We start from the raw sequence: 24,902 nt of genomic DNA, 5'->3' as shown, positions 1-24,902 counted from the left end.
TGGCCAGATCGCCCGGCTCGACGTAGGCAAAATCGACAATCCGTTGCGTTTTCAGGGGCAGTATTTCGATGCGGAAAGCGGCCTGCACTACAACCGCCATCGCTATTACAATCCGGATATTGGTCGTTACCTGACACCGGATCCGGTGAAGTTGGCGGGTGGGGTCAATGCGTACCAGTACGTGCCCAACCCTACCGGGTGGATTGATCCGCTGGGATTGAGCACAAATTGTCCGGGCTCAGGAAAGAAAAAACCGACCTGCTCTTTGCCTGCTGAACCGGATATACCTGATGTCTCTCGTAAAGGGGCGTTCAGGCAAGCAAAAAGGGATGCCAATGTACCGATGACTCAAAACCCCGATGTGATGACACACCCGAAGTCAGGAAGAACGACACAGTACATAGTAGAAAAAATGACTGATTTGAATGATGACAATATATTGGATGAGAGCGGTAGATTCATAAATTCAAGAGTTTATCAATTCACGAGGGCAGATGGCTCTAAAGTACTTATTCAAGACCATTCTGCCGGGCATAAATTTGGCAGACCAGACGGCATAGGTGACCAAAAAGCGCATTTCAATTTGCGACCAATAGACAAGCCTCGAAACGGAACCGTAAACGGCGGCAAGGATCATTACAACTTTAGGAAAAACCGATGAAATACTGGAACGAACTTGATCATAATATTTTTTTTGAAAAGATTTTTAGCACGCCTATAGAAATCGGAAAAATTGCTCTTTTTTCTTTGCAAATAGAAAATGATCGACCTTCTGTGGGATTAGGGTTCGACATACCCGAATTCCCAGATATCTTGCCAAAAAAATGGGAAGGGAAAGGCTATAACACCTGCAGAATGGGCATCGATTGTCATGGTATTCGCGAATTAAAAATACACAACATCCCCCTTAGAGAGGTGTTTTTTGTTGATATTACTAAGCAAAATGACCTTTTTCATTTCCAAGCAAAGAATGAAAGTTCTCTAATTGAATTCAAGGCTAAATTCATTTCACTTTGCGATCCGAATGTATACATAAATGGTCCAGACGATTATTTTTTCTAGATAGAACAAAAATAGCGTAATCACTATGCCCCCATAGCCAGCCCCAATGCGCCACCCGTTGGTTTGGATGAGGCCTTTCGCAGAACAGGCATACCGGAGACTGAATACAGCGTATCAAAATGGGGCAAAGACCAATATGGCAAATCATTTCCAACGGAATGGCGTGTACAAAGCGGGCCCAATAGGGGAGTGGAAGTGAATATTGACGACCTTCTGCTTGTGCCAAGCAAAGAAAGCCCAAAATCACCTCATATCGGCTATCAAACTCCTGGAAAGAGGTCCGGTGGAGGTGCAAAGAGAGGCCATATACTGCTCAAACTGGTTCCTCTTAGCCGCTCCAAAAAAGGTGTCCCTTGATGAGCTACTTGGAAGAGGAAATAGACGAAGCATGTAACACCTTGAAAATCAGCTCAAGGAAGCTTGATGCGAATGAACTCAACGTATTGATAAATTCTCTGACGAGAAAATTTTTCAAATCACAAAGCAACGTGCTTGATTCCACCGAACTGAACGAAAAACACACAGAGCATAACCCTAACTTTTGGAAAGAAATGCCGTATCGCATCAGCAAGAATGGTTTACTTCTGCTGGTATTCGACTCAACATATAGGGCATGGGAAATTGATAACACACCAGTTTTAGCATCTGTTTTAGGCGAAACCACCGGTTATCCATTTTGGATAACCGATAACGAACTGACGTTTTTAGTACACATGGATGACCATGACTGTGTGATTTGGGCATGAGATCAATCCGCCCAAATTGTTCTCTATAACCCCCATAGCCAGCCTTGATTCGCTACCCCGCCCGCCCGAACCTAAACTCTGTTCAAGTCATTTCAACGGACAGAGGATTCACCATCATGGGCAAACGTCACCCCAATCTCCCCGCCTGGCAATGGCGTCACTACCCACAAAACCATCAGCACCCGACCAACCTGGCGTTGCACCTGATTGCCGTGCCGCTGTTTATCGTCGGTTTCCTGCTGATCGTTTCAGGGGTGTTCAGCCTGAGCCTGGCCAGCTTGGCTATCGGTGTGGTCGGCATCGTGGCGGGCCTGGCGTTGCAGCGTCACGGCCACAGCCTGGAAGCCCAGGCCAGTGAGCCGTTCAGCGACCGTAAAGATGCGGTGCAACGCCTTGTTGTCGAGCAGTTCGTGACCTTCCCGCGCTTTGTGTTGAGCGGTGGCTGGTGGCGTGCCTGGCGGCAACGTCACCACCACTGAAGGGGCTTAGGCGAACACCACCACGGTCTGGCGGCTGAGGGCGATCAACTCGCCGGTCGGGCTCCACAGCGCAGCGGCCGCATGGCCGTAGCCGTCGCGGGCATGTTCGATGTTGACGTGGTATTGGCACCAATCGAGGGTGGTCAGGTCTTGCAGCGGCTGGATGAACTCGATGGTCCAGGTCAGAGTGCTGCCCGGCGCAGGCTTTTTCAGGTGCGGCAGCAACGCTGGCGGCCAGGCGTCGACCAGGGCGAGGATATGCGCTTCGGTCAGCGGCTCTTCTTTCACATCCCCGCGCAACCGCACCCAGCCGCCCATGTCGCGGGATTTATTGCCGGTAAAAGGCAGGCCGCCCACGGCCCAACGCATCGCCAGGTGGCGCATGAACTCAGGGGTAACGCCCTTGATGTACGGCAGCTCCTGGCACTCATCCCAATGTTTGAACACTGGCGCCGGTTCGCTCGCTACGTCGATTTCCGACGTTCGAGACGCGCCAAAACTGGCCTGGACCAAGGTCGCTACTTCACCGTTCTGGACCACGCGCCCAAGCAACTGGCTGACGGCCTTGCCCTCGCGCAGCACTTCGACTTGATAACTGGCAGGTACATCCGGCGCCACCGGGCCGACAAAGGTGATGGCCAGGGAGCGCAACGGACGATCCGCTGACACCAGGGCACGCAGCGCCTCGTATTGCAAAGCGGCGACCAGGCCGCCAAAGGTGGCACGGCCCTGGGCCCATTCGGCAGGAATGGTGACATCCAACGGGTTGCTTCGGGCAGCGTCGAGCAAATCACTAAAGCGCATGGCGACCTCACATCAAGAAAATCGATGGGGAATCTTAACCATCGAGACGGACCGGCACACCACCCATTCCGGCCAAAAGCCGGACCGCGTTAAAAACAATCGGCGCTGAGTTTGTCCAGCACACGGTCAGCCCGCCCCTGGGCCTTGAGCATGGTGCGCTGCCAGATGGCAACGCAAGGTTGCAAATCCGCCTGCCGCCCGGCCTGGGCCAGCCACTGCCAGCAGTCATGCCAGTCGCCCAGGGCGCTTTGGGCTTTCTTCAATCGCGACATGGCGTTGGCGGGTAGCTTGTCCAGTTCGGGGTAAGCCTCGGCGGCGTAGCGCACACGCTTGATCAGCAACCGCAACCGGTGGCGATCATGCTCGGGATCCTTCAGGGCTCCATCGAGTTTCTGCCATTGCTTGGCCAGGCGTTTCTCGATGCGCGGGCGCAGGCCTTTGAGCAGTTTCTGGTGCTGGGAGGCGCGAATAAAGCGTGGGAATGCATCCAGAATCAGTAACAGGTGCGCCAGTTCCGGGCTTTGCGCCACATGACGATAGGCCTCGGGTTGCAGGCGCAGGCGCCGATCAGCCGCCTCGTGATAACCGTGCTGATGCAGATACGCCGCCAGGACCTCGCGGTCACGCAGCGGCGTGGTCAATTGGCCAACCGTACTGGCGGCCAATTCAAGCTGTTCCACACCGGGCAGGCCGCGCAAAGGCCGCAACAAGCTGCGCAAGCGCCGCACGGTGGTGCGCAAATCATGCAGGGCTTCATCGTCAGTGACGGCGGCGAGGCGAGCCTGGCAGCTCAGTAACCCTACTTCCAGGCCTATGACCTGGGCGACTAACTGATTGACCAACGCTGACATCCTGCCCTCACTTTCCAATGAATAATCCTACTCGCCGCTACAGGTCAACGCCCGGCGCGAGACTCACGAATATAGAACCGCGCCTTCTGGGCTTTGTTGGAGCACCCTTCAAACGCTTCAAACTGCTGCTGGGTCTTGGCGCCAGTCAATAGCGACAGAGCCTTGGAGTAACTCACGGTGCCAGCAAAACCTTCAGCCTTGGCCAGATCGAGTTCTTTCCAGGCGGCATCCAATTGGGAACCGCAGCTGTCGCGGTAGGCCGTCTTGCCGGCACAGCCGGCCAAGGCCAGCACGATCACAGGCACACACATCCAGGCTTTCATTGATGACACCTCAAAATAAGCAAAATCATTTGTAGCCTGTAGACGTTGCCCACAGGGAAAAGTGCCTTGTCCCTAGCCTGAAATCGGTCGTACCTATTGCCAGAGCATACCCGAGCGCAAAGGTTATCCTCTAAAAATAACCGAAGATTGAAGCCGCCCCCCGGATGGGTGCATTGTGGGCACCTGTTTTGCGAAGGACTGGGACATGAAAAAACGTGTTGCCTTAGTGCTGGGCTCCGGGGGAGCCAGGGGCTACGCCCATATCGGGGTGATCGAAGAAATCGAACGACGCGGCTATGACATCGCCTGTATCGCCGGCTGTTCGATGGGCGCGGTGGTCGGCGGTATCTATGCCGCAGGCAAGCTGGACGAATATCGAAACTGGATCGAAAGCCTGGACTACCTCGACGTATTGCGCCTGGTAGATGTGAGCTTTCGGCTGGGTGCGATTCGTGGCGAAAAAGTTTTCGGGCAGATTCGCAAAATCGTCGGCGAGATCAATATCGAAGAGCTGCGCATCCCCTACACTGCTGTGGCCACCGACCTTACCAACCAACAGGAAATCTGGTTTCAGGAAGGCTGCCTGCACCAGGCCATGCGCGCATCGGCGGCGATCCCGAGCCTGTTCACCCCGGTGATGCAAGGCAACCGGATGCTAGTGGACGGCGGGCTGCTCAACCCGCTGCCCATTGTGCCGGTGGTGTCGAGCCACTGTGACTTGATCATCGCGGTCAACCTCAACGCCACCAACCAGAAGCACTATCGGCTGCCGGTGATCCAGCGCCCGCCGGCGTTCAAGAGCCGCTTCAACAGCCTGGCCAAATCACTCGGATCGCACCTGCCATTTCGCCGCAAACAGGCCGAGCAGTTGATGAAGCTCGAACAGGAAGCCTTGCAGGCCCAGGCAGCAGAGATCAACCCGTGGCTGGAGTCGGCTGAACCCGAATCCCAGCAACCCGCCGCCGCGCCGGAAAAAGCCGGCGCACCGAAGTCGGCGACCGGCTCGTTCATCATCGATAACGTCGGGCCTGCGTCGCTGCTGGACCTGATCAACCAGAGTTTCGAGGTGATGCAAACCTCATTGGCGCAGTACAAGATCGCCGGCTACCCGCCAGATGTGCTGATCAACGTGCCGAAGCGGGTGTGCCGGTTCTTCGAGTTCTACAAGGCGCCGGAGCTGATCGCCTTGGGGCGGGAGATTGCCAGTGATACGTTGGATCGGTATGAGAGTGAGCAGAGTTGAGCGCGTGGGTGTTGCTGATGGCGTCATCGCAGGCAAGCCCCACATTTTAATCTGTGAATACACTCGAAATGTGGGAGGGGGCTTGCTCCCGATAGCGGTGGGTCAGTGAGTAGATCTGTTACTGACCCACCGCTATCGGGAGCAAGCCCCCTCCCACAAAAACTCAAGCATTCAGCAACCGATACCCCACCCCCGCCTCGGTCACGATAAACCGTGGCTGCGTCGGGTCATCCGCCAATTTCTGGCGCAGGTGCCCCACCACGATACGCAGGTAATGGCTGTCTTCGGTGTGAGTCGGGCCCCAGATGTCCTTGAGCAATTGCTGCTGGGTAATCACCCGCCCCGGATGCCGGGCCAGTTGCGCCAGCACTGCATACTCCTTGCGGGTCAGCGCCACTTCGGCACCGTCCAGCAGCACGCGGCGATAAGCCAGGTCCACCGTCAGCGGGCCGAAATTCAAGGCGGCTTCCTGGGCCTCTCCCGCCGGTGCCTGACGCAACAACGCACGCACCCGAGCGAGGAATTCCTGGATGCCGAAGGGCTTGGTCACGTAGTCATTGGCGCCACCGTCAAGAGCCTCGACTTTCTGGCCTTCACTGGCCCGCACCGACAGCACCAGCACCGGTACCGTCGACCACTCGCGAAACTCGCGCAGCACCTGCTGGCCGTCCATGTCGGGCAGCCCCAGGTCGAGCACCAGCAGGTCCGGTTTGTTCAGGGCCGCTTGCGCCAGGCCTTCGTTGCCGGTGCCGGCCTCGATCACCTTATAGCCCTGGGAGGCCAGGCTGATGCGCAGGAATTTGCGGATCTGCGGTTCGTCATCAATGACTAGAATCGTCGCGGTCTGGCTCATGGTGTCCGTCAAAATTCGTTAAAGAATCACCCCATTCAGGAGCCATTCAAAGGTCAGTGTCCAAGCCAGGTTGAGATTGTAGCGGCAGAAACAACGTGATGCAGGTACCCCGCCCATCAATGCCATCGGCCACGCTGATATGCCCACCATGCGCACCGACCATGCCCTGGCAGATCGCCAGGCCAAGGCCGGTGCCCTGCCCGCCCCGATCACCGCGGGCAGCGGTATAGAACATGTCGAAAATCTTCGCACGCTCCTCCTCGGGAATCCCCGGCCCTTCATCCGCCACGGCAAAAAACAACTGCTCATCCTGCACGCCAGCGCGCAACTGCAAGCGACCCTGGGGCGGCGAAAATCGGGCGGCGTTTTCCAGCACATTGACCAACGCCTGTTCGATCAACGCCGCATGCACATACAACAAGGGCAGTTCCGACGGCACCTCGGTGCTCACTTGCAATGGCGCCAGCACTGCGCGCAAACGCCCGAGGGCACTGCCGACGATATCACCGGGCGACACCCAGTCGCGCGCCAGTTTCAGCGCGCCGTGGCCCAGCCGCGTCATGTCCAGCAGGTTCTGGATATAGCGGTCCAGGCGCTCGGCCTCATCACGGGTGCCTTCAAGCAATTCGCGACGATCCTCCATGGGAATGGCTTCGCCGAGGGCCAGCAGGCTATCGATACTGCCGCGCATGGAGGTCAACGGCGTGCGCAAATCGTGGGACACCGACGCCAGCAAGGCGCTGCGCAGTTGTTCGGTTTCGCCGTGCAGACGCGCCGACTCCAACTCTTGCCCCAACTGCGCTCGCGCCAGCGCCTGGGCCAGCGGCTGGCTCAAGGCAGTGAGCAAACGTCGGCGTTGCCCGCTCAACTCCAGGCCCGGCTTGGCGCTGACACCAAGCAAGCCCAGCGGCCCCTCTTCACCCGACAACGGCCACCACCACCAACGTCCGAACGGCAAGGTGCCGGTGCCCATACCGGCAGGCTGATCATGCTGCCAGGCCCAATCGGCTGCTGCGCGTTCGGCTTCGGTGAGGGTCAGCGGGCCACCGGTCTCGACCGTCCAGCCGCCCTGACCGTCGCGATTGACCAGACACAAGTCAAGGTCGCGCCAGCCTTGCAGATGGTGGGCGGCGGCGCTGATCACGGCTTGGCGATCGGTGGCCGCCGTGAGCTTGCGCGACAGGTCGAGCAGCTCGCTGGTTTCTTCCTGGGTATCGCGCAACGCCTGCAGCTGGCGGCGCTGGCGCGCGGCGAGGTTGCCGGTCAGGGCTGCCATCAGCAGGAAGAACAGCAGGGTCAGCACATCCTCTTCGCGCTGAATGGCGAAGGAAAAGTTCGGCGGGATAAACAGAAAATCGTAGGTCATGAACGACAGCGCCGCGCACACCAGCGACGGCCCCAGGCTGCTGCGCACCGCCACCAGCAATACGGCAGCGAGAAACACCAGCGAGATATTCGGCAGCGGCAACACACTGGACACCGCCCAAGCCACGGCCGCAGCAACCACCGTGGCAACCACCGCCAAAGCGTAATCGAACCACACCAACCCACGCACATCCGGCAAGCGTGTCGGCGCCGGTATGTCATCGCTGTCGAGGACGTTGATTTCCAGGCCACGGGCATTGCGCAACAGCCGCGCCGCCAAGCCACCACCGAACAAGCGCCGGCGCCAGCGCATCCGCGACTGCCCCACCAGCAACAAGCTGGCACGGCGTTCGGCGGCGTGCTGGATCAGGGTCTTGGCGACCTCCCCGGCCCGCAGTAACACCACTTCGCCGCCCAACCGCTCCGCCAGTTGCTGGGCGTTCTGCAGACGCAGGCGCGATTGCTCATCCCGCGCTCGGCCGTTGTCGACGTGCACCAGGCTCCAGGGTAAATGCCGACGCTGGGCCACGCGACTGGCATGACGCACCAGGCGTTCGGCTTGCGCATCACCATCCACGCCCACCAGCAAACGCCCACGTACCGCCGGCGCGGCCTGTCCGAGTTGGCGATAGCCCTGGGCCAGATCATCGTCGACGTGGGCGGCGGCGGTTTGCATCGCCAGTTCGCGCAGGGCCATTAGGTTGGTCTGGGTGAAAAACGCATCGATAGCCGCACGCGCCTGTTCGGGCACATACACCTTGCCGTCACGCAGGCGTTCGAGCAGTTCGCGGGATGGCAGGTCGATCAGCAACAGTTCGTCGGCCTCTTGCAGCACCCAGTCCGGCAAGGTTTCGCGCACTTGCACGCCGGTGATGCCACGCACCTGATCATTGAGGCTTTCCAGGTGCTGGACGTTGACCGTGGTGAACACATTGATACCGGCCGCGAGCAATTCCTGAATATCTTGCCAGCGCTTTTCATGACGGCTGCCGGGGGCGTTGCTGTGGGCCAGTTCATCTACCAGCACCAGCTTGGGCTTGGCGGCGAGCAGGCCGTCGAGGTCCATTTCTTCAAGCATTACGCCACGGTACTCGCTGCGTAGCAGCGGTTGTTGCGGCAGGCCGCTGAGCAAGGCTTCGGTCTCGGCGCGGCCGTGGGTTTCGACCACACCGGCAATCAGGCTTACGCCTTGGCGCAACTGGGTGTGGGCCGCCTGGAGCATGGCGTAGGTCTTGCCCACGCCGGGCGCGGCGCCGAGGAAGACTTTGAGCCGGCCACGGCCAGCCCGGGGCAGATCGGCTAACAGGGCATCGGCGCGGCCGGAGTCGCTCATACGGGTTCCTTCAGGCAGGTATTTTCAGGTCAATGAAGATCAACTGTGGGAGGGGGCTTGCTCCCGATAGCGGTGTATCAGCGACAGATATTTCGACTCAACCACCGCTATCGGGAGCAAGCCCCCTCCCACAGGGGTTCAGAGTTTTTCCAGGGCCATGTTGAGGGCCAGGACGTTTACCACCGGCGGCCCTACCAACGGGCTTTCGATGTGCTCATCCATCAACCGCTGCAAGGTCGCCACCGGCACATTGCGCGCTGCCGCCACTCGCGCCAGTTGATAGGCAATCGCCTGCGGTGGCAAGTGTGGATCAAGGCCGCTGCCGGAGGTCGTCAGCGAGGCCAGTGGCACCGGGCCCTGGCCAGGCACTGATTGTTTGCCGGCTTCCTCGACTATGCGGGTCGCCAAGGCCGGATTGCTGGGGCCCAGGTTGCTGGCACTGCTGGACACCGTCGCAAAGGCTCCTGCTGACGGGCGTGGATGAAACCAGCGGTCGCCGGTAAAGTCCTGGGCGATCAGGCTGGAGCCGCGCACCTTGCCGCTGGCGTCGTGCACCAGGCTGCCATTGGCCTGATCGGGGAAGGCCACTTGCGCCACGCCCGTGACCACCAGCGGGTAGGCGACGCCGGTGATCAGGGTCATGAGTACCAGCAGACTCAGGGCGGGGCGGATGATGTTTGTCATAGTCAAATCCTCAATAAATCAGACAGGTCAAACCAGGTGCAGCGCCGTCAGCAGCATGTCGATGGCTTTGATACCCACGAACGGCACCAAGAGCCCGCCCAGGCCGTAAATCAGCAGGTTGCGCCGCAGCAAGGCCGCCGCACTCGCCGCTTGCACCCGTACACCGCGCAGCGCCAGGGGAATCAGCACCACGATAATCAAGGCGTTAAACACAATGGCCGAGAGGATCGCGCTCTGCGGGCTCTGCAAGCGCATGATGTTGAGCACGCCCAGTTGCGGGTAGATCGAGGCGAACAGCGCCGGCAGGATTGCGAAGTACTTGGCCACGTCGTTGGCGATGGAAAAGGTCGTCAACGCGCCACGGGTTACCAGCAATTCCTTGCCGATCTGCACCACGTCCAGCAGCTTGGTCGGGTCGCTGTCGAGGTCGACCATGTTGGCCGCTTCGCGCGCGGCCTGGGTGCCGTCGTTCATGGCCATGCCGACGTCAGCCTGGGCCAGCGCCGGGGCGTCGTTGGCGCCGTCGCCGCACATGGCAACCAGGCGACCATCGTTCTGCTCATGGCGAATACGCGCGAGTTTCTTCTCTGGCGTGGCTTCGGCCAGCACGTCATCCACCCCGGCTTCAGCGGCAATCGCGGCGGCGGTCAGGGGGTTGTCGCCAGTGACCATCACGGTGCGAATCCCCAACTTGCGCAACTCGGCAAACCGCTCGCGGATACCGGGCTTGACCACGTCCTTGAGATGGATCGCACCGAGCAATTTGCCATCGGCGCAGACCAGCAATGGGGTGCCGCCGCTTTGGGCGATCTTGTCGATTTCCCGCGACAGCGCAGGTAAAAGCTCGCTGCGTTGCTGGCCGATAAACGCCAGCAGCGAATCCACGGCGCCTTTGCGGAACACGCGGCCCTGATAGTCGACACCCGACAATCGGGTCTCGGCGCTGAAGGGTACGGCGGTCAATTCATCCAGGGTTGGCTCGGCCTGCGGGTGCAAGGCACGCAGGTATTCAACGATGGATTTGCCTTCCGCCGTGTCATCGGCCAGGGATGCCAGCAGCGCGCCTTCAGCCAATTCCCGACCACTGACGCCAGGCGCCGCGACCACGGCCGAGCAACGACGGTTACCAAAAGTGATGGTGCCGGTCTTGTCCAGCAGCAACACATGCACGTCCCCCGCCGCTTCCACGGCGCGACCGGACTTGGCGATCACATTGAGACGCACCAGGCGATCCATGCCGGCAATCCCGATGGCGGACAACAAGCCGCCAATGGTGGTAGGAATCAGCGTCACCAGTAGTGCGACCAGAAACACCAGAGGCAGGCTGCCATTGGCAAAATGCGCGAACGGCTGCAAGGTCACCACTACCAGCAGGAAGATCAGGGTCAGGCCGATCAGCAGGATATCCAGCGCGACTTCGTTGGGGGTTTTCTGGCGTTTGGCACCTTCCACCAACGCAATCATGCGATCCAGCGTGGACTCACCCGGGTTGGCGGTGATGCGAATCAGCAGCCAGTCCGACACCAGCCGTGTGTTGCCGGTAACGGCCGAGCGGTCACCGCCGGACTCGCGGATGACCGGGGCGGATTCGCCGGTGATCGCTGCTTCGTTGACCGCCGCAATACCTTCGACGACCTCGCCGTCACCGGGGATCATTTCCCCCGCGGCAACACGTACCACATCGCCCTTGCGCAGGCTGGTGGCCGGCACCACCTTGAAGCTGCCATCGGCCTCCTGGCGCCGGGCGCTCAAACCTTCGCTGCCAGCCTTGAGGCTGTCGGCGCGGGCCTTGCCGCGGCCTTCGGCCAGGGCTTCGGCGAAGTTGGCGAACAGCACGGTGAACCACAGCCACACGGCGATTTGCACCGCAACAAAGGTGGGCACGGTGGTATCGGGCACAAAGCACAATACGGTGGTGAGGATGGCGGTCAGTTCGACCACCAGCATCACCGGCGAGCGTTGCAGTTGGCGTGGGTCGAGCTTGACGAAAGCCTGGACCAGCGCCGGGCGCCAGAGCGCCGAGATGGCGGTTTTGGCAGGCTCCTGGGTTTTGACCGGGGCCGCGTTTTTTGCAGGCATATTCATTTTCATGTCCCTTTAGAAGCCCATGCTCAGATGTTCAGCGATAGGCCCAAGCGCCAGCGTCGGCAGGAAAGTCAGGCCGCCCACCAGCAAAATGGTCACGGTCAACAAGGTCACGAACAGCGGGCCATGGGTGGGGAAGCTGTTCTGGCCAATCGGTGCGGCCTTCTTCATCGCCAGGCTGCCGGCCAGAGCCAGCACCGGGAGGATGTAGCCAAAGCGACCGATCAACATGCCCAGGCCGAGCATCAGGTTATGGAACGCGGTGTTGGCACCGAGGCCGGCAAACGCCGAACCGTTGTTGGCACTGGCCGAGGTGTAGGCGTAAAGCAACTGACTGAAGCCGTGGGGGCCAGGGTTACTGATCGCGCCCGCCGGGCCCGGCAGGCTGGCGGCGATGGCACTCAACACCAGCACGCCGACCGGCATGACCAGCAGGGTCACCACCAGCAATTGCACTTCCTTGGCCTGGAGTTTCTTGCCCAGATATTCCGGCGTGCGGCCGATCATCAGGCCGGCGAGGAACACCGCGATCAGTACGTTAAGCAACATGCCGTACATGCCAGCACCGACGCCGCCAAAGATCACTTCGCCAACCATCATGTTGACCAATGCCACCATCCCACTCAGCGGGCTGAGGCTGTCCTGCATACCGTTGACCGAGCCGTTGGATGCCGCGGTAGTGGTCACCGACCACAGCACGGTGCCGGTGGTACCGAAGCGTGTTTCCTTGCCCTCCAGCGGTGCGGTTTGCTCCACGGCCGGGTTGTTCAAGGTCGGATTGGGCTGGTATTCGGACCACAGCGACGTCGCGCCGCCGATCAGGAACAGCGCCAGCATACACGCGAGGATCGCCCGGCTCTGACGCAGGTCTTTGACGTAGTGGCCGAAGGTAAATACCAACGCCACCGGGATCAGAATGATCGAGGCCACTTCGAACAGGTTGGCCCAGGCTGTCGGGTCTTCGAACGGATGCGCCGAGTTCACCCCGAAGAAGCCGCCGCCATTGGTGCCCAGTTGCTTGATCGCAATCTGGCTGGCCGCCGGGCCCAAGGGAATCACTTGGTCCACGCCCTGCAGCGTGACGGCGTCAACATAGTGGGCGAAGGTTTGCGGCACGCCCTGCCACACCAGGAACAGTGCGAGCACCAGGCACAACGGCAGCAGGCCGTAGAGGGTGGCGCGCGTCATGTCGACCCAGAAGTTGCCCAAGGTCTGGGCAGATTTGCGCCCGATCCCACGGCACAAGGCAACCAGGACGGCGAGACCGGTCGCCGCACTGACGAAGTTCTGCACAGTGAGGCCGGCCATCTGGCTGAGATAACTTAGGGATGCCTCACCGCTGTAGTTCTGCCAGTTGGTATTGGTCATGAAACTGACCGCAGTGTTGAACGCCAGGGTCCATTCCTGGCCCGGCAACTTCTGCGGGTTCAGTGGGAGGGAGCCCTGGAATAACAGGATCGAGAACAACAACAAGAAGCCCGCCAGGTTGAACGCGAGCAAGGCCAGCATGTATTTCTGCCAGCTCTGTTCCTGCTGCGCGTCCACGCCCGAAAGGCGATAACAGGCCTTTTCGACAGGCCCCAACACCGGCGTCAACCACGTGCGCTGGCCTTCCATCACCTTGTAATAGAACCGCCCCAAAAACGGTGCCGGCACCAGTACCACGGCAAAAAAGGCGATGATCAGCCAATAGTCATAACTGTGCATAGCCCGCTCCTAGTTCCGATCCGCGCGTAACAGCGCAACCAGCAGATAAATGAACAGCGCCACGGCCAATAGCAGTGACACTCCGTCCAGAACGCTCATGGAAATTTCCCCGTCTTGCGGCGATTGCCGCGTGTGGGGGCATTGTCCCTAGGAGGGGTGTAAAGGAACGAGAGCAAGGCGTTGGGTGAGGCGTAAAGATGGCGTAAAGAGTGGGTTTATCCGGGGTTTACAGGGGGCCTTATGGGGTAACCATCCAAAGGTGCCAGGTTAATGATCGCGAGCAAATCGACCCTTGCACTGCCACCTTTTGACCCACTGAGTGATTACAGAGGCGTGAACAAGTCGGAAACTCCTCCTGGCACCGCGGCCACGTTGGGATTTACCTGCGACTCTTTAAGCACTGACACTTGATACTCAGGTAAGCCCGATTCACCGTCGAAGTGCGACAGCATTGCCTTGCTCTGGCCTTTTCTCAAGGTCATTTCCAGGGCCGCTTTCATTTGCGTCTCGTCGGTGAATATCGCAAGACCATAGTTAGGGTCAAAATAGAACCATGTCTTGTTCCCATTGAGATCAACCACAACACGGGCCATCAAGCCATGGTCTGGGGTGCTGATTAACAAAGTTTTCGTTTCGCGGCTACTGGCCAAATCGGAAATGATACCGGTGGAGGGAACCTGTTTAAGTTCACCGGGTTGAAGGTATTTAGTTTCGATTTTTTCCTGAAGCCGGCTCAGCTTACTACGGAAGGTAGCGACTTGAGTGGCGCGCAGTTGTTCGGCATCGGCTTTCGCCGGGTCCAGTTTTCGCAACTCTGCAATGTCCTCGCCCGGAGGCACGGGGCGCATCGCCTGACTTAGATTTTCAAGAAAAATTTCGTGTTTGCCCTGCTTGAGGGCTTCCGCCATCAGCGTAGACAGCGCCGCGCACTCCCCCTCCGACAACAAGTCAACTCGACTGAGGTACAACCCTTGAGGAATACCCTTGATCACTATAGGCGGGCGGGCGTCTGTTAATCCAATGTCTTCGCTGAAACGTTTGAAGTTTCTCTTGCTCGCCTGTTCTCTTATCTTTTCCATATGCCTGACCAAGTAACCAATTTGTTCAGGTGTGCGTTCGGGTGCGATAGCCAGCTCTGCCACCTGATCGAGAGTCAATTTTTCCGTCAACTTGTCTAGCCCTGCCGGCTGCCCTGCGCGATACCCTCTCGCATAGCCGTCTTTGTCAGTGAGGGCCGCTTTAAGATGGGCCATCTTGAACCTGTCGGGCAGTTCTTGGAGATCTGCAATTCGTTTTGCCAGACTACCGAGTTGGCCCGGCGTACGGCGCTGGGCTACCGCAAGGCGTTTTAACTGATCGATGGTCATCGCTGGAGAGTAGCCATAGACGGCTTCTGGGTTTAACTCTCTCCACCCCTTTGAGTACGTGGCGAGGTCTTTACTCTTTGCATCGGCTATAACGTTATTGTAGTCAGTGCGAAAGTTTTTGTTGGGCGGCGCAGGAGGCGCCAATGTGTTTGTTATTCTTTCCCACGACAGGTAATCAGAGAATCCTTTGATTTCCCCTTTGATTGCACCTTGTTCGGGCTTGAAACCCTTCGCGGTACCATATGGGCGACCGCTGATGGGGTCATAGAGACCCCACTTACCATTCTGGAAGACCGCAGATCCATGTAGGGTCTGCTCGCCAACCTTGAATGTACCGTTGGCTACCGCGTCATAACGCTTACTGAGGTTGATGAGTTCCGGCCGGCCTAATGTGCTCTTGACGAACCGGAAGTTGTTAATGACGTGGCCAGCGCCCTGGGTGACCACTTTCGCCCCCCCCACAATCAAGTCACCAACACCGGCTAGCGGATTGAGCTCGGATAGAAGGCTTGTGCCCATTATTTTGGTGACCTTGAGCACCTTTTTCAGTGCGTTCCCCCCTTTAGCCAGCACTTTCGCTGCTTTGGCAGCAGCACCGACACCAGCGGTGATAAAACCAAAAATATCAAATGCAACATCGGTGATTCCTTCACTGTAGTTACCGTCTATAAAGTTGACAATTGCCGATCGAAAGGGAATAAAGTCGAGAAGAAAATTCCCTATGACTTTCTCCTGTTCCGCCCCCTGTTCGGACCGCGTCGCCCCCATAGCGGCTTTCCGAATGGCAGGGTTATCGAAGTCCAGTGCCTTAACAATCGAGTCAGCAATATGGTTGGCTCGCTCGTCGGTGAACAGGTACGGTGCAGACGGTGCGGAGGCTCTGGGCTGATCAAGAATGTGTCGTTTGATATCATCAGCACGTCTCACGCCAAACGGTAATATAGCCGCTAGCGTATTACTGCCATCGATCCATTTACTTAAATCTTGATCGGGGAAAAACTCCTCGATTTTAGTAACCTCGTTCTGAATGTACTCAGGATCACGCGGCACCTCAATATTGCCAAGGTTTTTGATCAGACCTTTTTCCGTATCGAACTCATAGTTACTGGTGGTGCCGTTGCGTTTAGCGGTTACTAGTACCTTGGAACTGGTATGAAACAACGTATTACCCAACGTTCCGATTTTATAGCTTTTCTCTTGATAATATTGGATTTCGCCAAAGCTGAGATTTTTTTTATCTTCCGGTGGCAAGTTGGTAAGGGCGTTCATAATAGACAGCTTTTTGACTGACTTATGGTTGGCTGTTACCGTTGAAAATGCCTCATCAAAATCTTTTTGAATACTAAATTCCGGACTCTTAGTAAAAGCGGTAAACCTCGCAAGATCAATGCCATCGCCCTCTTTAATAATTTTCCAGCGTTCATCCATTGCATTCCCTTCCATGACGATATCCAGCATGGAATAAGAAATGCCAGGAGCGTAGGACGCGTAGGGCGAAGTTTTGGCGAATTTAGGCTCCTCGAACGCTACGTTTTCCCCAAACGTCTTCTTGAGTAACGCCAGGGCGATCTCTCGACGGCTTGGCAGGGGCGTATCCAGTAAAGCCGAGGCTTTTTCGAGTTCTGTTTGCTGATGGTTGAAAGCCGCTTGCGCTTTGTTGATGTCGTCCTGGGTGTAAAGCGCATCCTGTTTTCCGTTGAGAATGTTATTGGCCACAGCCCAATTGAGCAGTATCGCCGTTTGCGCAAGCTTGGGAGCCGCGTCTCGGGCGTCGGCGGCGATCATCACTTCAGCGTAGGTCATATGGGCGACGCTGCCGGGTGACTGGGCTTCGATGGCGGCGACCGCAATGCACAGAGTCGCCCACGCCACACTGCCGTAGACCACACTGTCGGGGACATCTTTGACCAGTAATTGCGGCGCTGCCCGCATCAGCAACAGGTACGCCCCCGCCTTGGCCATCGCCGATGATGCACGGCCGGTTTCAATCAGGTGCCGGCTCAGGCCTTCGATGATGGCTGAGAGGGGCTGGCCCCAATATTTTTTATCGGTCAGGTCGAAACCGGCTACCCAATTTCGATGCGGCCTGGTGAGAGACTCGGGGTCCAGCGCCAGATTCATGAGTGCCAGCGTATAGTCATTGACGCTGATGTCCGTGGAGACGCCACCCAAATTGGTTTGCATCTCTAGTCCCAGCGCATGCCCTTGCGGGGAGCCCACGAGGGCCTCCAGCATCGTCACTGGATCCTGCAATACGTCCTGAGAGAGCGGTTGACGCGTGTTCAAGTAGTCCAGCAGCCCCATCTGCGTGCTGACCTTATAGTCACTGGCGACGGCCCGCACCGTCTGCTGCTCGCGGGCAGTCATAGGAATCGGCCAGGACAGGCCGCCCCCGAAATTGCCTAACGGGTGCTGCTGGGCCCTTGCAATTGCCGTTTGTGCCAGGGAAAGCAGCTCGTCCAGGGTCTTGGGCAGGGGCAAGTCATTTTCGTTGATGAATGCCTCCAGACTGATCGATTTACCGGGTTCGCGGACAGATGACTGGTAATGAGCAGAGTCCGGGGCAATTCTCATCGGCGTACTTTTCAAGATGGCCGATATGTCCTGCGCCGTGGCATTTTCCGGTAGCGCCTGGCCGGCCTGATTAAGCTGTTGTGCCAAATACTGCCAGTTGCTGCGATTCGCTGTCCGTTGCTGCATCACCTGGAGATTGTCCTGCTCGCTCAAACGCTCCAGCAGCCACTCATTGTGTACCCGCAGAACGTAATCGGCGCTGAAATGTGGCGCCAGAGCAGACGCCTGATCCAAGTCCCTGAGCGTTTGCGATCGTTGCCAAGGGCCCGTGTTCGCTACACCCCTATCATCGTCGAATAGCGCTTGCAGCTCGGTGTTTACCTGCTGCTGCTGGCGTTCGAGCAGCTGCGGTACGCCTGCGGCAATGACGTCGGTGGTGAGTGGAATAAGGGTTTGGCTCAGCTCGTTTTCCCAACCAGGCTTGAGGCTTTGCTCGACCGAAATCGGCAAACTCTGCTTGGCCTGTTGCGCGGCATAAGCGTTGTTGCTGAGGCGCTGGCGCCAGGCTTGCAGGGCTTTGGCCGGGCTGTCGAACACCTCGTAGCCATCGCGGGGGGTATAAAGCACCGTGAGGCCGCGTTGCTCGCTGGGCGATAGTGCCCTGTTGGTGTCCGAGTTATTGAACGGGCGCTGTGTCGACGAACCGTCACTACTCGTGATCAGGAAGGCGCCTGCCATCAACGTACCGTCGGGCTTTGGCGTATCGAGCTTGAGCGGATACACCCCAGGCCGCTCTCCATCCTGCATGGCACTTTCCCGCGCCTCCAGAGTGGGATATTCAATCGCTTTGTCGATCAGCACTTTGGCGGCCGGGAGCATTGTGCCTTCTTCTACCTGAAGCGCTGCAAGGGTAGACAACATCTGCCGTTGAATACGCAGTAACTCGCCTTGCCGTGCCTCAGGGTTCGCTTCGCCAGAGCGTGGCTCCGTCCAGAATCGGGCAAGGCTCGAGGGCAGCTCTTTTTCGATGGTTTGGGCAATCGACAACAGGCTACCGGCAGCGTCCAGTTGTTTATCGCGTTCGGCCGGCGCGTCCCCCAGATAAAAACCGCAGTCTGTGGTGGCGGGGCTTGTGGAGGCGTCCGAGCCACCGAGCCCCTTGGAGGTCTTGAGCGCGTTAAAGAGTGCCGCAGTGGCAGGCTCTACAGAGAGCAATGTGCGCTGCCCCTGCTCATCAGTGTGATAGCGATGAAAATAGAGTTTAGTGGCGTCCAGCGGCGTCTGTTTGTAGAGCGCCTCAGCGAGTTGCTGTTCGATGACGCTCGCAAGTGTCGGCTGCTGGCCCGTCAGTGCGTGGATTTGCTGATTCAGCGCCCGAAATTGGTGAAGCAACTGAAGGTGTTTTTCGCTGATTTGCCGGCCGTTTTTCAAGCCTGCCGGGGTCACGCTGATGGGGGCAATGCCCTTCACATGAGGAATCGTTGATGGCTCATTTGCCGGCGATAGGGCATTGGCCTCGGGCAATAGAACGCTTTGCGAGGGGGGCAGATCCCGGCGCGCATGAAGACCAGTCACAGCTGAAGTCATTTCGGCTTTCTCGGATGTATGAACCCATGCGTCCCTGACGATTATTCATGTAACACTCTTCCTGAATGGGCACCGCATAGTGAAAACTGAGCAGGGAACAGTTCCGACAAGGTCGATCAGTAATAGTAAGTAAGCGTAAATGGACCGCCTCGAACAGCCCGTTGATTGCAACCATGTCATGGGCCAAGACATGCACCACCGTCAGGTCATGGCGGATAAACCGACCGGGCTGGCGCACATATCTGGTGCGCACCGGAAAACTTCAAACACAAAACCATCCTCCAAGCGACACTGGCGCCGCTTTACGACGTATCCCCATGGCATGGCACGCCTGCTGCAACACGCTGAACCATTTCCAACGGTTCAGGGAGCGCAGCACAATGAACACACAACTCAAACCCACCTTAGGCACCCTGCATCTCTGGGGCATCGCCGTGGGGCTGGTGATTTCCGGCGAGTACTTTGGCTGGAGCTACGGCTGGGGCGTGGCCGGCACCTTAGGCTTTCTGGTCACTTCGTTGATGGTCGCCGCGATGTACACCTGCTTCATCTTCAGTTTTACCGAGCTGACTACCGCCATTCCCCATGCCGGAGGCCCCTTTGCCTACAGCCGTCGCGCCTTTGGTGAAAAAGGCGGCTTGATTGCCGGGCTGGCTACCTTGATCGAATTCGTCTTCGCCCCGCCCGCAATTGCCCTGGCCATCGGCGCCTACCTGAACGTGCAATTCCCGGCACTTGATCCCAAGCACGCCGCCGTCGGCGCTTATATCGTGTTCATGGGCCTGAACATCCTCGGGGTCAAACTTGCCGCGACCTTTGAGCTGGTGGTGTGCGTACTCGCCGTCGCCGAACTGCTGGTGTTCATGGGCGTGGTCGCCCCGGCGTTCAGCTTCAGCAACTTCGCCCTCAACGGCTGGGCCGGTTCCGACACCTTCGGCGCGCCGGCGATTGCCGGGATGTTTGCCGCTATTCCCTTCGCCATCTGGTTCTTCCTCGCCATCGAAGGTGCCGCCATGGCCGCCGAAGAAGCCAAGGACCCCAAACGCACGATTCCAAAAGCCTACATCAGCGGCATCCTCACCCTGGTGTTCCTGGCCATGGGCGTAATGTTCTTCGCCGGTGGCGTAGGCGACTGGCGCACCTTGTCGAACATCAACGACCCACTGCCCCAGGCGATGAAAACCGTAGTCGGCGAAAGCTCCGGCTGGTTGCACATGCTGGTGTGGATTGGCCTGTTTGGGTTGGTGGCGAGCTTCCACGGCATCATCCTCGGCTACTCGCGCCAGTTCTTCGCCCTGGCCCGCGCCGGTTACCTGCCGCCCTTCCTGGCCAAACTGTCGCGTTTTCAGACACCCCATCGAGCAATTATTGCCGGCGGCCTGGTCGGCATCGCGGCCATCTACAGCGACGGCCTGATCAACCTGGGCGGCATGACCCTGACCGCCGCCATGATCACCATGGCGGTGTTCGGTGCCATCGTCATGTACATCATGAGCATGCTCAGCCTGTTCAAACTGCGTAAGACCGAGCCCCTGCTGGAACGCACCTTTCGCGCACCGGGCTACCCCATCGTGCCGGGTATTGCACTGGTACTGGCAGTGGTGTGCCTGGTGGCGATGGCCTGGTTCAACGCCCTGATCGGGCTGATCTTCCTGGGCTTTATGCTGGCAGGCTTCATCTATTTCCAACTGACCGCGCAAGACCGCGCCGACGCCCCGACAGATGCGATGTTGACGGGACTATAGCGCCCGCGAGGCAGAACGGGCCTACACTGAACTACTCAGAAAGCCCGTGACTCAAAGCAGTCATTACCGTGGGAAACTTTCCCACGGACATCTGCCTCAAGGAGAGCCTTATGCCGTGGTATGCGTGGTTGATTATGGTAGTCGCAATCGGGTCGATCGTCGGAGGGCTGATGATGCTGCGCGACAGCGCCAACAAAGTCGAACTCACCGACGAACAACGTAAACGCGTGGCCGAGCGCAATGCGCAGGCGGATGCCAAGGATGCGCAGGATCGCTGAACCTTGAGTTACTCCCAATCCGCCTTGGCGATATGCAAACCGTGCTGCCCCTTGTAGGCAGCACGTTCCGGCTGGCTCCAGCCATTGAGCAACTCATCCTCCAACCGGTAGATCTCCACCCCCAACGGACGACACACCGTCAGCGGATCCTGCGCATCCGGCCCCCACATCGGTAGCGATAAATCCCCGCCAGGGCACGTCGACAACGCACACAGCAAATCAATCTCGGCAAAAAACTCCAGGTAATCACCCTTCTGCGCCGGACAGGCTTTCATAAAGTACATGTCATCGTGATTGAGGCCCGTGCACTGGAAAATATTCAACACGTCATGCACGTCGAATTCCGTCAGCCCATGGGGCAATACCGCACGGGTCAGGTTCGAGTGGCAATGGTGATGAAAGTCCTCCCCAGTCAGCATCCGGTTCACATAGGGATCGCAGCGCGTACCGAGCAAATCGTGCAAGCGTCCGCCGTATTCATCGATGCCGTAACTGGCGAGGCTGTCGTCGGTGATGGTCACCAGTGGCCGTAGAAAAGGCAGGTTCGACCACAAGCGATCATGGGTGCTGACATGGGCACCCTGAAGCTGCCGAGTGCGCGCAGCCCACAAACGCTCGCGCGGGTCATTGGCGTTCCATACGTTGAAGTCCCCCACCTGCGGGCCCACCGGCGTGGTCACACGGAACACATGCCCGGCCGGCACTTTCCATGCCCTGCCCGTACGGATAGGTACCTCGAACTGTTCGATCAACGTGCGCTGGGTTTTCTGATCACGAATGCGCTCATAGAACGCCGTGTCCACCTGCAATGCTGAGCCTTTGCTGACTTGGTACGCGGCCGGATAGTCTTTGTACATGGGGCAATCCTCCATCAAGGGTGATCAAACAAGGCGAGGGAAAGATGTTCCGAATCATCCAGGTACAGGCTCATCGCCTCGCTGGCGGCCTGGGTTTGGTTGCGGGTTAACAGCGTGTATATCTCATGGTCGCGCTCCAGCCAGGGTAACTGGAAACTCTGCTCATCCGGCGCGGCGCAAAACACCAGGCGCAGCTGGGTGATCACCTGGGCAAAAAACTCGTCGAACAGTGGGCTGTCCATCAACGCGACGATCTGTTGGTGGAAAACAAGACTGTGGGTAGCCACCGCTCGCCAATCTTCGCGCTCCCGGGCCAGGGTGGTGGCGTCGATAGCGTTTTGCATGCGGCCTGATTGAGTGTCCGTCAGCGGGCCGCTTTGGGCTATGGCCTGCAATTGCAGGGTGCGGCGGACTACGAAGAGGTCACGTACTTCTGCCCGCTGCAGGCGCCGAACCATTACGCCCTTATTGCGGACATAGCGGGTAAGCCCTTCTTGGCCCAAGCGATGCAGCGCCTCACGGATAGTATTGCGCGAGGCGTTGTAGCCCTTGACTAAGTCGGCCTCGACGAGCGACACACCCGGCAGCAGCCGCCCGCCGATAATGTCGGCGCGTAATTCCAGGGCGATTTGGTCGGCTAAAGACAAGCTGGACGTCATGTACACCTCAAGATTGTTGAACAATCGTTGAGTTGAATGTAATCACGTTTCATGCCAACGCGGCCTGAGAGTAAATAGACGCAGCTTTGATAAAGGAAAGGCCGGTCAATGACCGGCCTTCTGGGGCTATCTTCGCATCTTCAATTAATAACCAATCTGTCGCGATTCTTCTCCAGCAGTGCTTTACCGATGCCTTTTACTTCCAGTAACTCATCCACCGCCGTGAACGGACCGTTGCTTTCGCGATACGCAACGATTGCCTTCGCCTTGGAAGCGCCGATACCGAACAGGTCGCGGCGCAGGGTTTCGGCATCGGCGGCGTTGAGGTTGACCTTGGTGGATTGCTCGATCTTGGTCATTTGGGTGGAGATTGGGCTTGAAGCTTCCGGCTTGATGGAGGGCGCAGCAGTAGTGGCGACGGAGAGGCTAGTGAGGAAGGCGAAGATGAGGGATGAAATGTAGAGATTTTGCATTGGTGACGCTCCATGACATCGGTAAGAGAAAAGCAGCTTTCCGAAGCTGCATTTCTACATTAGGCGATAGATGGAGGGTGTCAAAAATGGGGGTATTGCAAGGTATGAAAGAGTTCGGCTTTTTGTGTACAGGCCAGTAAACGCTTGCCGTCAAGCAACGGTGGATGCCGACGATCGCCCGATAAATCTTCGCACAGAATCGCAAATTGAAGTTGCGAGCGGTGCCTGGAATATCCAACCACTTTCCTAATGACCATCGATAATATCAAGGTCCGCAGCAAACTCGGCGGCCCCGGCATTACCGATGGACAGTAGGCGGAACAAAGAGGCCGATGCAGTAGCACCGCACACTTCATATCACAGCGTTTGTTTTTTCCGAGTAGGCAACCGTGGGGGCGTTGGTCTGCTCCACTCGTTTCTTGCGCATAAACCTTTTCTCTACATGAACAAAAGTAATGGTCGACAAGGCGACGATGATTGGAATGGTCACGAAATTTGCCACCCAAAAAGTTACTTTATCAAGAGCAGCAAGATCAAAAAATACAGACAGGAGCTTGAAGGATAAAAACAGTACCGGCAAGTGGAGCAGGTAAACACTGTAGCTGATATCACTGAGCCTGTTCAGGAACTGGTAATGCAAGAAGTACGGATTTGAAATTGTAATGCATATGAAGAATATTGTTGCCAGAGCGAATCTCAACGCTCCGTAGCCGGGGACATCAACCAGCCCGCACACCCAAACAAATATACCCACTGCAATTAACATGGAAAAGAATTTAACCGGTTTATTCGTGATATTTTTTTTATGAACAACCGCTGCCACCATGCCTGACAGAAAGTAGGCCCAACACACCACGGCAGAGGTGCCCAGGTCAATGGCAGCAATCAGTATCGCCACCGTCATGATAATGGACCTATAGCGCGACCTGTAAAAAATTGCCACCATTGGCAGCACTGCATAAAAACGCCATTCATGAACCAACGTCCATGTCACGGAACTCAGAGGCACAAGCGATACGCCGCCAATTTTCATTGGGTTATCTATGAAATTAAACGTTACCAGACCAGCGATAGTGGTAATAGACTCTTTATCCAGGAAATCAAACCCTGCAAAAGAAATCGCAATAATAAATACCAAGAACGACGCCAGATAGTAAAGCGGAGCCACTCTCCTGATTCTGGCTACGAAAAAATCACCCCAATCTATATGCTTGCTCTTCATGACTTTGTCAAAGAAAAGAAAACCCGTTATGCAGAAAAAAATCTGCACACCAAAAGATCCAAGGTTCGGGTAAATTTGTCCCCACGCAGAAAAAACTGTATTTTTCACACCCAAATTTATTAGTACAAACGGCGCATGATTAATAAAAACAAATATAGCCGCAAGACCACGCAGGCCATTGATGAATTTATATTCATGCTGAACTTCTGCACTTTCTATTTTCGACCTGAATATCGACGAAAAAGTAATGAACATCAATATTATCAATAGCGTAAGTGCAATTACTTCAAGTGAATATTCGGTTTTCATTTAGAAAAATTACTCATGCAATGCCTTCCTGCTTTGGGCTATGTTGAAAAAGCTCCATGGATGATCAAGCCGCCGGCTCTGCCCGGCCGCTTATCACGAGGCAGCGCTCAATGAAAATGTCATCGTGCAGCGCCCCGAGCGGATTGTATTCCGTAAGCGGTGTGCAGGGGAAGAAAATGTAGAGCGCGAACGCTCCGTAAAAAGGGCGAGGTTATGCCAAAAAACGCTCTAAATGCACCTCGTGACAGACAATGAAGCTGATAGCTGAGTATTTCAACGTGTCGGCAAAAAAAGCCTTCTGATCAATAGATGTTGATTGACGTGAGTGCGCTGTAATTAATTAAATTATTTAACAG

22 protein-coding genes are annotated in these 24,902 nt (G+C 57.2%); 8 read left to right on the top strand and 14 right to left on the bottom strand.

What is annotated here, in order from left to right; all coding sequences use genetic code 11:
* The 5 genes from FW800_RS02185 to FW800_RS02165 all read left to right on the top strand — a co-directional run.
* Positions 1-661 (top strand): RHS repeat-associated core domain-containing protein (locus tag FW800_RS02185; protein WP_446436875.1); only part of this gene is annotated, 661 nt, incomplete at its 5' end.
* Positions 658-1,062 carry an Imm50 family immunity protein gene (locus FW800_RS02180; RefSeq protein ID WP_005786365.1) on the top strand — a complete coding sequence of 135 codons (405 nt, stop codon included), beginning with the start codon at positions 658-660 and terminating at the stop codon, positions 1,060-1,062. The genes FW800_RS02185 and FW800_RS02180, both read left to right, overlap by 4 nt.
* 63 nt (positions 1,063-1,125) lie before the next feature.
* Entirely contained in the window at positions 1,126-1,419 is a 294-nt protein-coding gene (locus FW800_RS02175; protein WP_446436874.1) for a polymorphic toxin type 47 domain-containing protein, read from the top strand.
* On the top strand, positions 1,419-1,808 hold the full coding sequence (locus FW800_RS02170; RefSeq protein ID WP_446436873.1) for a hypothetical protein: 390 nt from the start codon (positions 1,419-1,421) through the stop codon (positions 1,806-1,808). The genes FW800_RS02175 and FW800_RS02170 overlap by 1 nt, the downstream gene beginning before the upstream one ends.
* A 116-nt stretch (positions 1,809-1,924) precedes the next feature.
* Positions 1,925-2,287 carry an Mpo1-like protein gene (locus FW800_RS02165; RefSeq protein ID WP_005786360.1) on the top strand — a complete coding sequence of 121 codons (363 nt, stop codon included), beginning with the start codon at positions 1,925-1,927 and terminating at the stop codon, positions 2,285-2,287.
* A 6-nt stretch (positions 2,288-2,293) separates the two neighbouring features.
* On the opposite strand, the gene FW800_RS02160 is transcribed toward FW800_RS02165, so the two are convergent.
* The 3 genes from FW800_RS02160 to FW800_RS02150 form a co-directional block, all read right to left on the bottom strand.
* Entirely contained in the window at positions 2,294-3,091 is a 798-nt protein-coding gene (locus FW800_RS02160) for an acyl-CoA thioesterase (protein ID WP_446436872.1), read from the bottom strand.
* Between the two features lie 89 nt (positions 3,092-3,180).
* Complete coding sequence (locus tag FW800_RS02155) at positions 3,181-3,942, bottom strand: CHAD domain-containing protein (protein ID WP_446436871.1); 762 nt, start codon at positions 3,940-3,942, stop codon at positions 3,181-3,183.
* 44 nt (positions 3,943-3,986) lie between these two features.
* Positions 3,987-4,265 (bottom strand): hypothetical protein, encoded by a 279-nt coding sequence (locus tag FW800_RS02150; RefSeq protein ID WP_005786355.1) that lies wholly within the window; start codon positions 4,263-4,265, stop codon positions 3,987-3,989.
* A 205-nt stretch (positions 4,266-4,470) separates the two neighbouring features.
* Here FW800_RS02150 and FW800_RS02145 point away from each other — a divergent pair, with 205 nt between their 5' ends.
* Positions 4,471-5,508, top strand: coding sequence for a patatin-like phospholipase family protein (locus tag FW800_RS02145; protein ID WP_005786353.1), 1,038 nt, complete (start codon positions 4,471-4,473; stop codon positions 5,506-5,508).
* A gap of 163 nt (positions 5,509-5,671) precedes the next feature.
* On the opposite strand, the gene FW800_RS02140 is transcribed toward FW800_RS02145, so the two are convergent.
* The 7 genes from FW800_RS02140 to FW800_RS02110 all read right to left on the bottom strand — a co-directional run bounded on the left by FW800_RS02140 (position 5,672) and on the right by FW800_RS02110 (position 19,003).
* A complete protein-coding gene (locus FW800_RS02140) occupies positions 5,672-6,361 on the bottom strand; it encodes a response regulator (protein ID WP_078820683.1) in 690 nt (229 codons plus the stop codon).
* Between the two features lie 46 nt (positions 6,362-6,407).
* Positions 6,408-9,059, bottom strand: a complete 2,652-nt coding sequence (locus FW800_RS02135; RefSeq protein WP_446436870.1) for a DUF4118 domain-containing protein — start codon at positions 9,057-9,059, stop codon at positions 6,408-6,410.
* A gap of 138 nt (positions 9,060-9,197) precedes the next feature.
* On the bottom strand, positions 9,198-9,743 hold the full coding sequence (gene kdpC, locus FW800_RS02130) for a potassium-transporting ATPase subunit KdpC (RefSeq protein WP_446436869.1): 546 nt from the start codon (positions 9,741-9,743) through the stop codon (positions 9,198-9,200).
* Between the two features lie 27 nt (positions 9,744-9,770).
* A complete protein-coding gene (gene kdpB, locus FW800_RS02125; protein WP_446436868.1) occupies positions 9,771-11,828 on the bottom strand; it encodes a potassium-transporting ATPase subunit KdpB in 2,058 nt (685 codons plus the stop codon).
* Between the two features lie 12 nt (positions 11,829-11,840).
* Positions 11,841-13,535, bottom strand: a complete 1,695-nt coding sequence (gene kdpA, locus FW800_RS02120; RefSeq protein ID WP_216090934.1) for a potassium-transporting ATPase subunit KdpA — start codon at positions 13,533-13,535, stop codon at positions 11,841-11,843.
* Positions 13,536-13,544: 9 nt separating this feature from the next.
* A complete protein-coding gene (kdpF, locus tag FW800_RS02115; RefSeq protein ID WP_003218754.1) occupies positions 13,545-13,634 on the bottom strand; it encodes a K(+)-transporting ATPase subunit F in 90 nt (29 codons plus the stop codon).
* A gap of 224 nt (positions 13,635-13,858) precedes the next feature.
* Positions 13,859-19,003, bottom strand: a complete 5,145-nt coding sequence (locus FW800_RS02110; protein ID WP_446436867.1) for a hypothetical protein — start codon at positions 19,001-19,003, stop codon at positions 13,859-13,861.
* Between the two features lie 380 nt (positions 19,004-19,383).
* Here FW800_RS02110 and eat point away from each other — a divergent pair, with 380 nt between their 5' ends.
* Both eat and FW800_RS02100 read left to right on the top strand, forming a co-directional pair.
* Positions 19,384-20,748, top strand: coding sequence for an ethanolamine permease (gene eat, locus FW800_RS02105; RefSeq protein ID WP_032877161.1), 1,365 nt, complete (start codon positions 19,384-19,386; stop codon positions 20,746-20,748).
* A gap of 110 nt (positions 20,749-20,858) precedes the next feature.
* Positions 20,859-21,026: a DUF2897 family protein gene (locus FW800_RS02100; RefSeq protein ID WP_003172675.1), complete on the top strand. Its 168-nt coding sequence runs from the start codon at positions 20,859-20,861 to the stop codon at positions 21,024-21,026.
* Between the two features lie 8 nt (positions 21,027-21,034).
* On the opposite strand, the gene FW800_RS02095 is transcribed toward FW800_RS02100, so the two are convergent.
* From FW800_RS02095 to FW800_RS02080, 4 genes are all read right to left on the bottom strand, one after another.
* The gene (locus FW800_RS02095; protein WP_032877162.1) at positions 21,035-21,883 is read right to left on the bottom strand and encodes an urea carboxylase-associated family protein; all 849 of its coding nucleotides are present in this window, start codon (positions 21,881-21,883) and stop codon (positions 21,035-21,037) included.
* A 14-nt stretch (positions 21,884-21,897) separates the two neighbouring features.
* The gene (locus tag FW800_RS02090; protein WP_446436866.1) at positions 21,898-22,542 is read right to left on the bottom strand and encodes a GntR family transcriptional regulator; all 645 of its coding nucleotides are present in this window, start codon (positions 22,540-22,542) and stop codon (positions 21,898-21,900) included.
* A 140-nt stretch (positions 22,543-22,682) separates the two neighbouring features.
* Positions 22,683-23,015, bottom strand: a complete 333-nt coding sequence (locus FW800_RS02085; RefSeq protein ID WP_103733582.1) for a ComEA family DNA-binding protein — start codon at positions 23,013-23,015, stop codon at positions 22,683-22,685.
* Between the two features lie 352 nt (positions 23,016-23,367).
* A complete protein-coding gene (locus FW800_RS02080; RefSeq protein WP_228309566.1) occupies positions 23,368-24,546 on the bottom strand; it encodes an acyltransferase family protein in 1,179 nt (392 codons plus the stop codon).
* Positions 24,547-24,902 lie beyond the last annotated feature (356 nt).

The sequence above is a fragment of the Pseudomonas sp. 910_23 genome (genome assembly GCF_052850795.1).
Note: the sequence above shows the minus strand (reverse complement) of the source record. Positions and strands in the feature narration are given on the sequence as shown.

Bases quoted from the DNA above. Each gene is read 5' to 3' on its own strand.
- kdpF (WP_003218754.1), bottom strand. From the start codon at position 13,634: ATGAGCGTTCTGGACGGAGTGTCACTGCTATTGGCCGTGGCGCTGTTC.
- FW800_RS02150 (WP_005786355.1), bottom strand. From the start codon at position 4,265: ATGAAAGCCTGGATGTGTGTGCCTGTGATCGTGCTGGCCTTGGCCGGC.
- FW800_RS02080 (WP_228309566.1), bottom strand. From the start codon at position 24,546: ATGAAAACCGAATATTCACTTGAAGTAATTGCACTTACGCTATTGATA.
- FW800_RS02085 (WP_103733582.1), bottom strand. From the start codon at position 23,015: ATGCAAAATCTCTACATTTCATCCCTCATCTTCGCCTTCCTCACTAGC.
- kdpB (WP_446436868.1), bottom strand. From the start codon at position 11,828: ATGAATATGCCTGCAAAAAACGCGGCCCCGGTCAAAACCCAGGAGCCT.
- FW800_RS02160 (WP_446436872.1), bottom strand. From the start codon at position 3,091: ATGCGCTTTAGTGATTTGCTCGACGCTGCCCGAAGCAACCCGTTGGAT.
- kdpA (WP_216090934.1), bottom strand. From the start codon at position 13,535: ATGCACAGTTATGACTATTGGCTGATCATCGCCTTTTTTGCCGTGGTA.
- kdpC (WP_446436869.1), bottom strand. From the start codon at position 9,743: ATGACAAACATCATCCGCCCCGCCCTGAGTCTGCTGGTACTCATGACC.
- FW800_RS02165 (WP_005786360.1), top strand. From the start codon at position 1,925: ATGGGCAAACGTCACCCCAATCTCCCCGCCTGGCAATGGCGTCACTAC.
- FW800_RS02090 (WP_446436866.1), bottom strand. From the start codon at position 22,542: ATGACGTCCAGCTTGTCTTTAGCCGACCAAATCGCCCTGGAATTACGC.
- FW800_RS02170 (WP_446436873.1), top strand. From the start codon at position 1,419: ATGAGCTACTTGGAAGAGGAAATAGACGAAGCATGTAACACCTTGAAA.
- FW800_RS02100 (WP_003172675.1), top strand. From the start codon at position 20,859: ATGCCGTGGTATGCGTGGTTGATTATGGTAGTCGCAATCGGGTCGATC.
- FW800_RS02135 (WP_446436870.1), bottom strand. From the start codon at position 9,059: ATGAGCGACTCCGGCCGCGCCGATGCCCTGTTAGCCGATCTGCCCCGG.
- FW800_RS02110 (WP_446436867.1), bottom strand. From the start codon at position 19,003: ATGACTTCAGCTGTGACTGGTCTTCATGCGCGCCGGGATCTGCCCCCC.
- FW800_RS02180 (WP_005786365.1), top strand. From the start codon at position 658: ATGAAATACTGGAACGAACTTGATCATAATATTTTTTTTGAAAAGATT.
- FW800_RS02155 (WP_446436871.1), bottom strand. From the start codon at position 3,942: ATGTCAGCGTTGGTCAATCAGTTAGTCGCCCAGGTCATAGGCCTGGAA.
- FW800_RS02145 (WP_005786353.1), top strand. From the start codon at position 4,471: ATGAAAAAACGTGTTGCCTTAGTGCTGGGCTCCGGGGGAGCCAGGGGC.
- FW800_RS02095 (WP_032877162.1), bottom strand. From the start codon at position 21,883: ATGTACAAAGACTATCCGGCCGCGTACCAAGTCAGCAAAGGCTCAGCA.
- eat (WP_032877161.1), top strand. From the start codon at position 19,384: ATGAACACACAACTCAAACCCACCTTAGGCACCCTGCATCTCTGGGGC.
- FW800_RS02140 (WP_078820683.1), bottom strand. From the start codon at position 6,361: ATGAGCCAGACCGCGACGATTCTAGTCATTGATGACGAACCGCAGATC.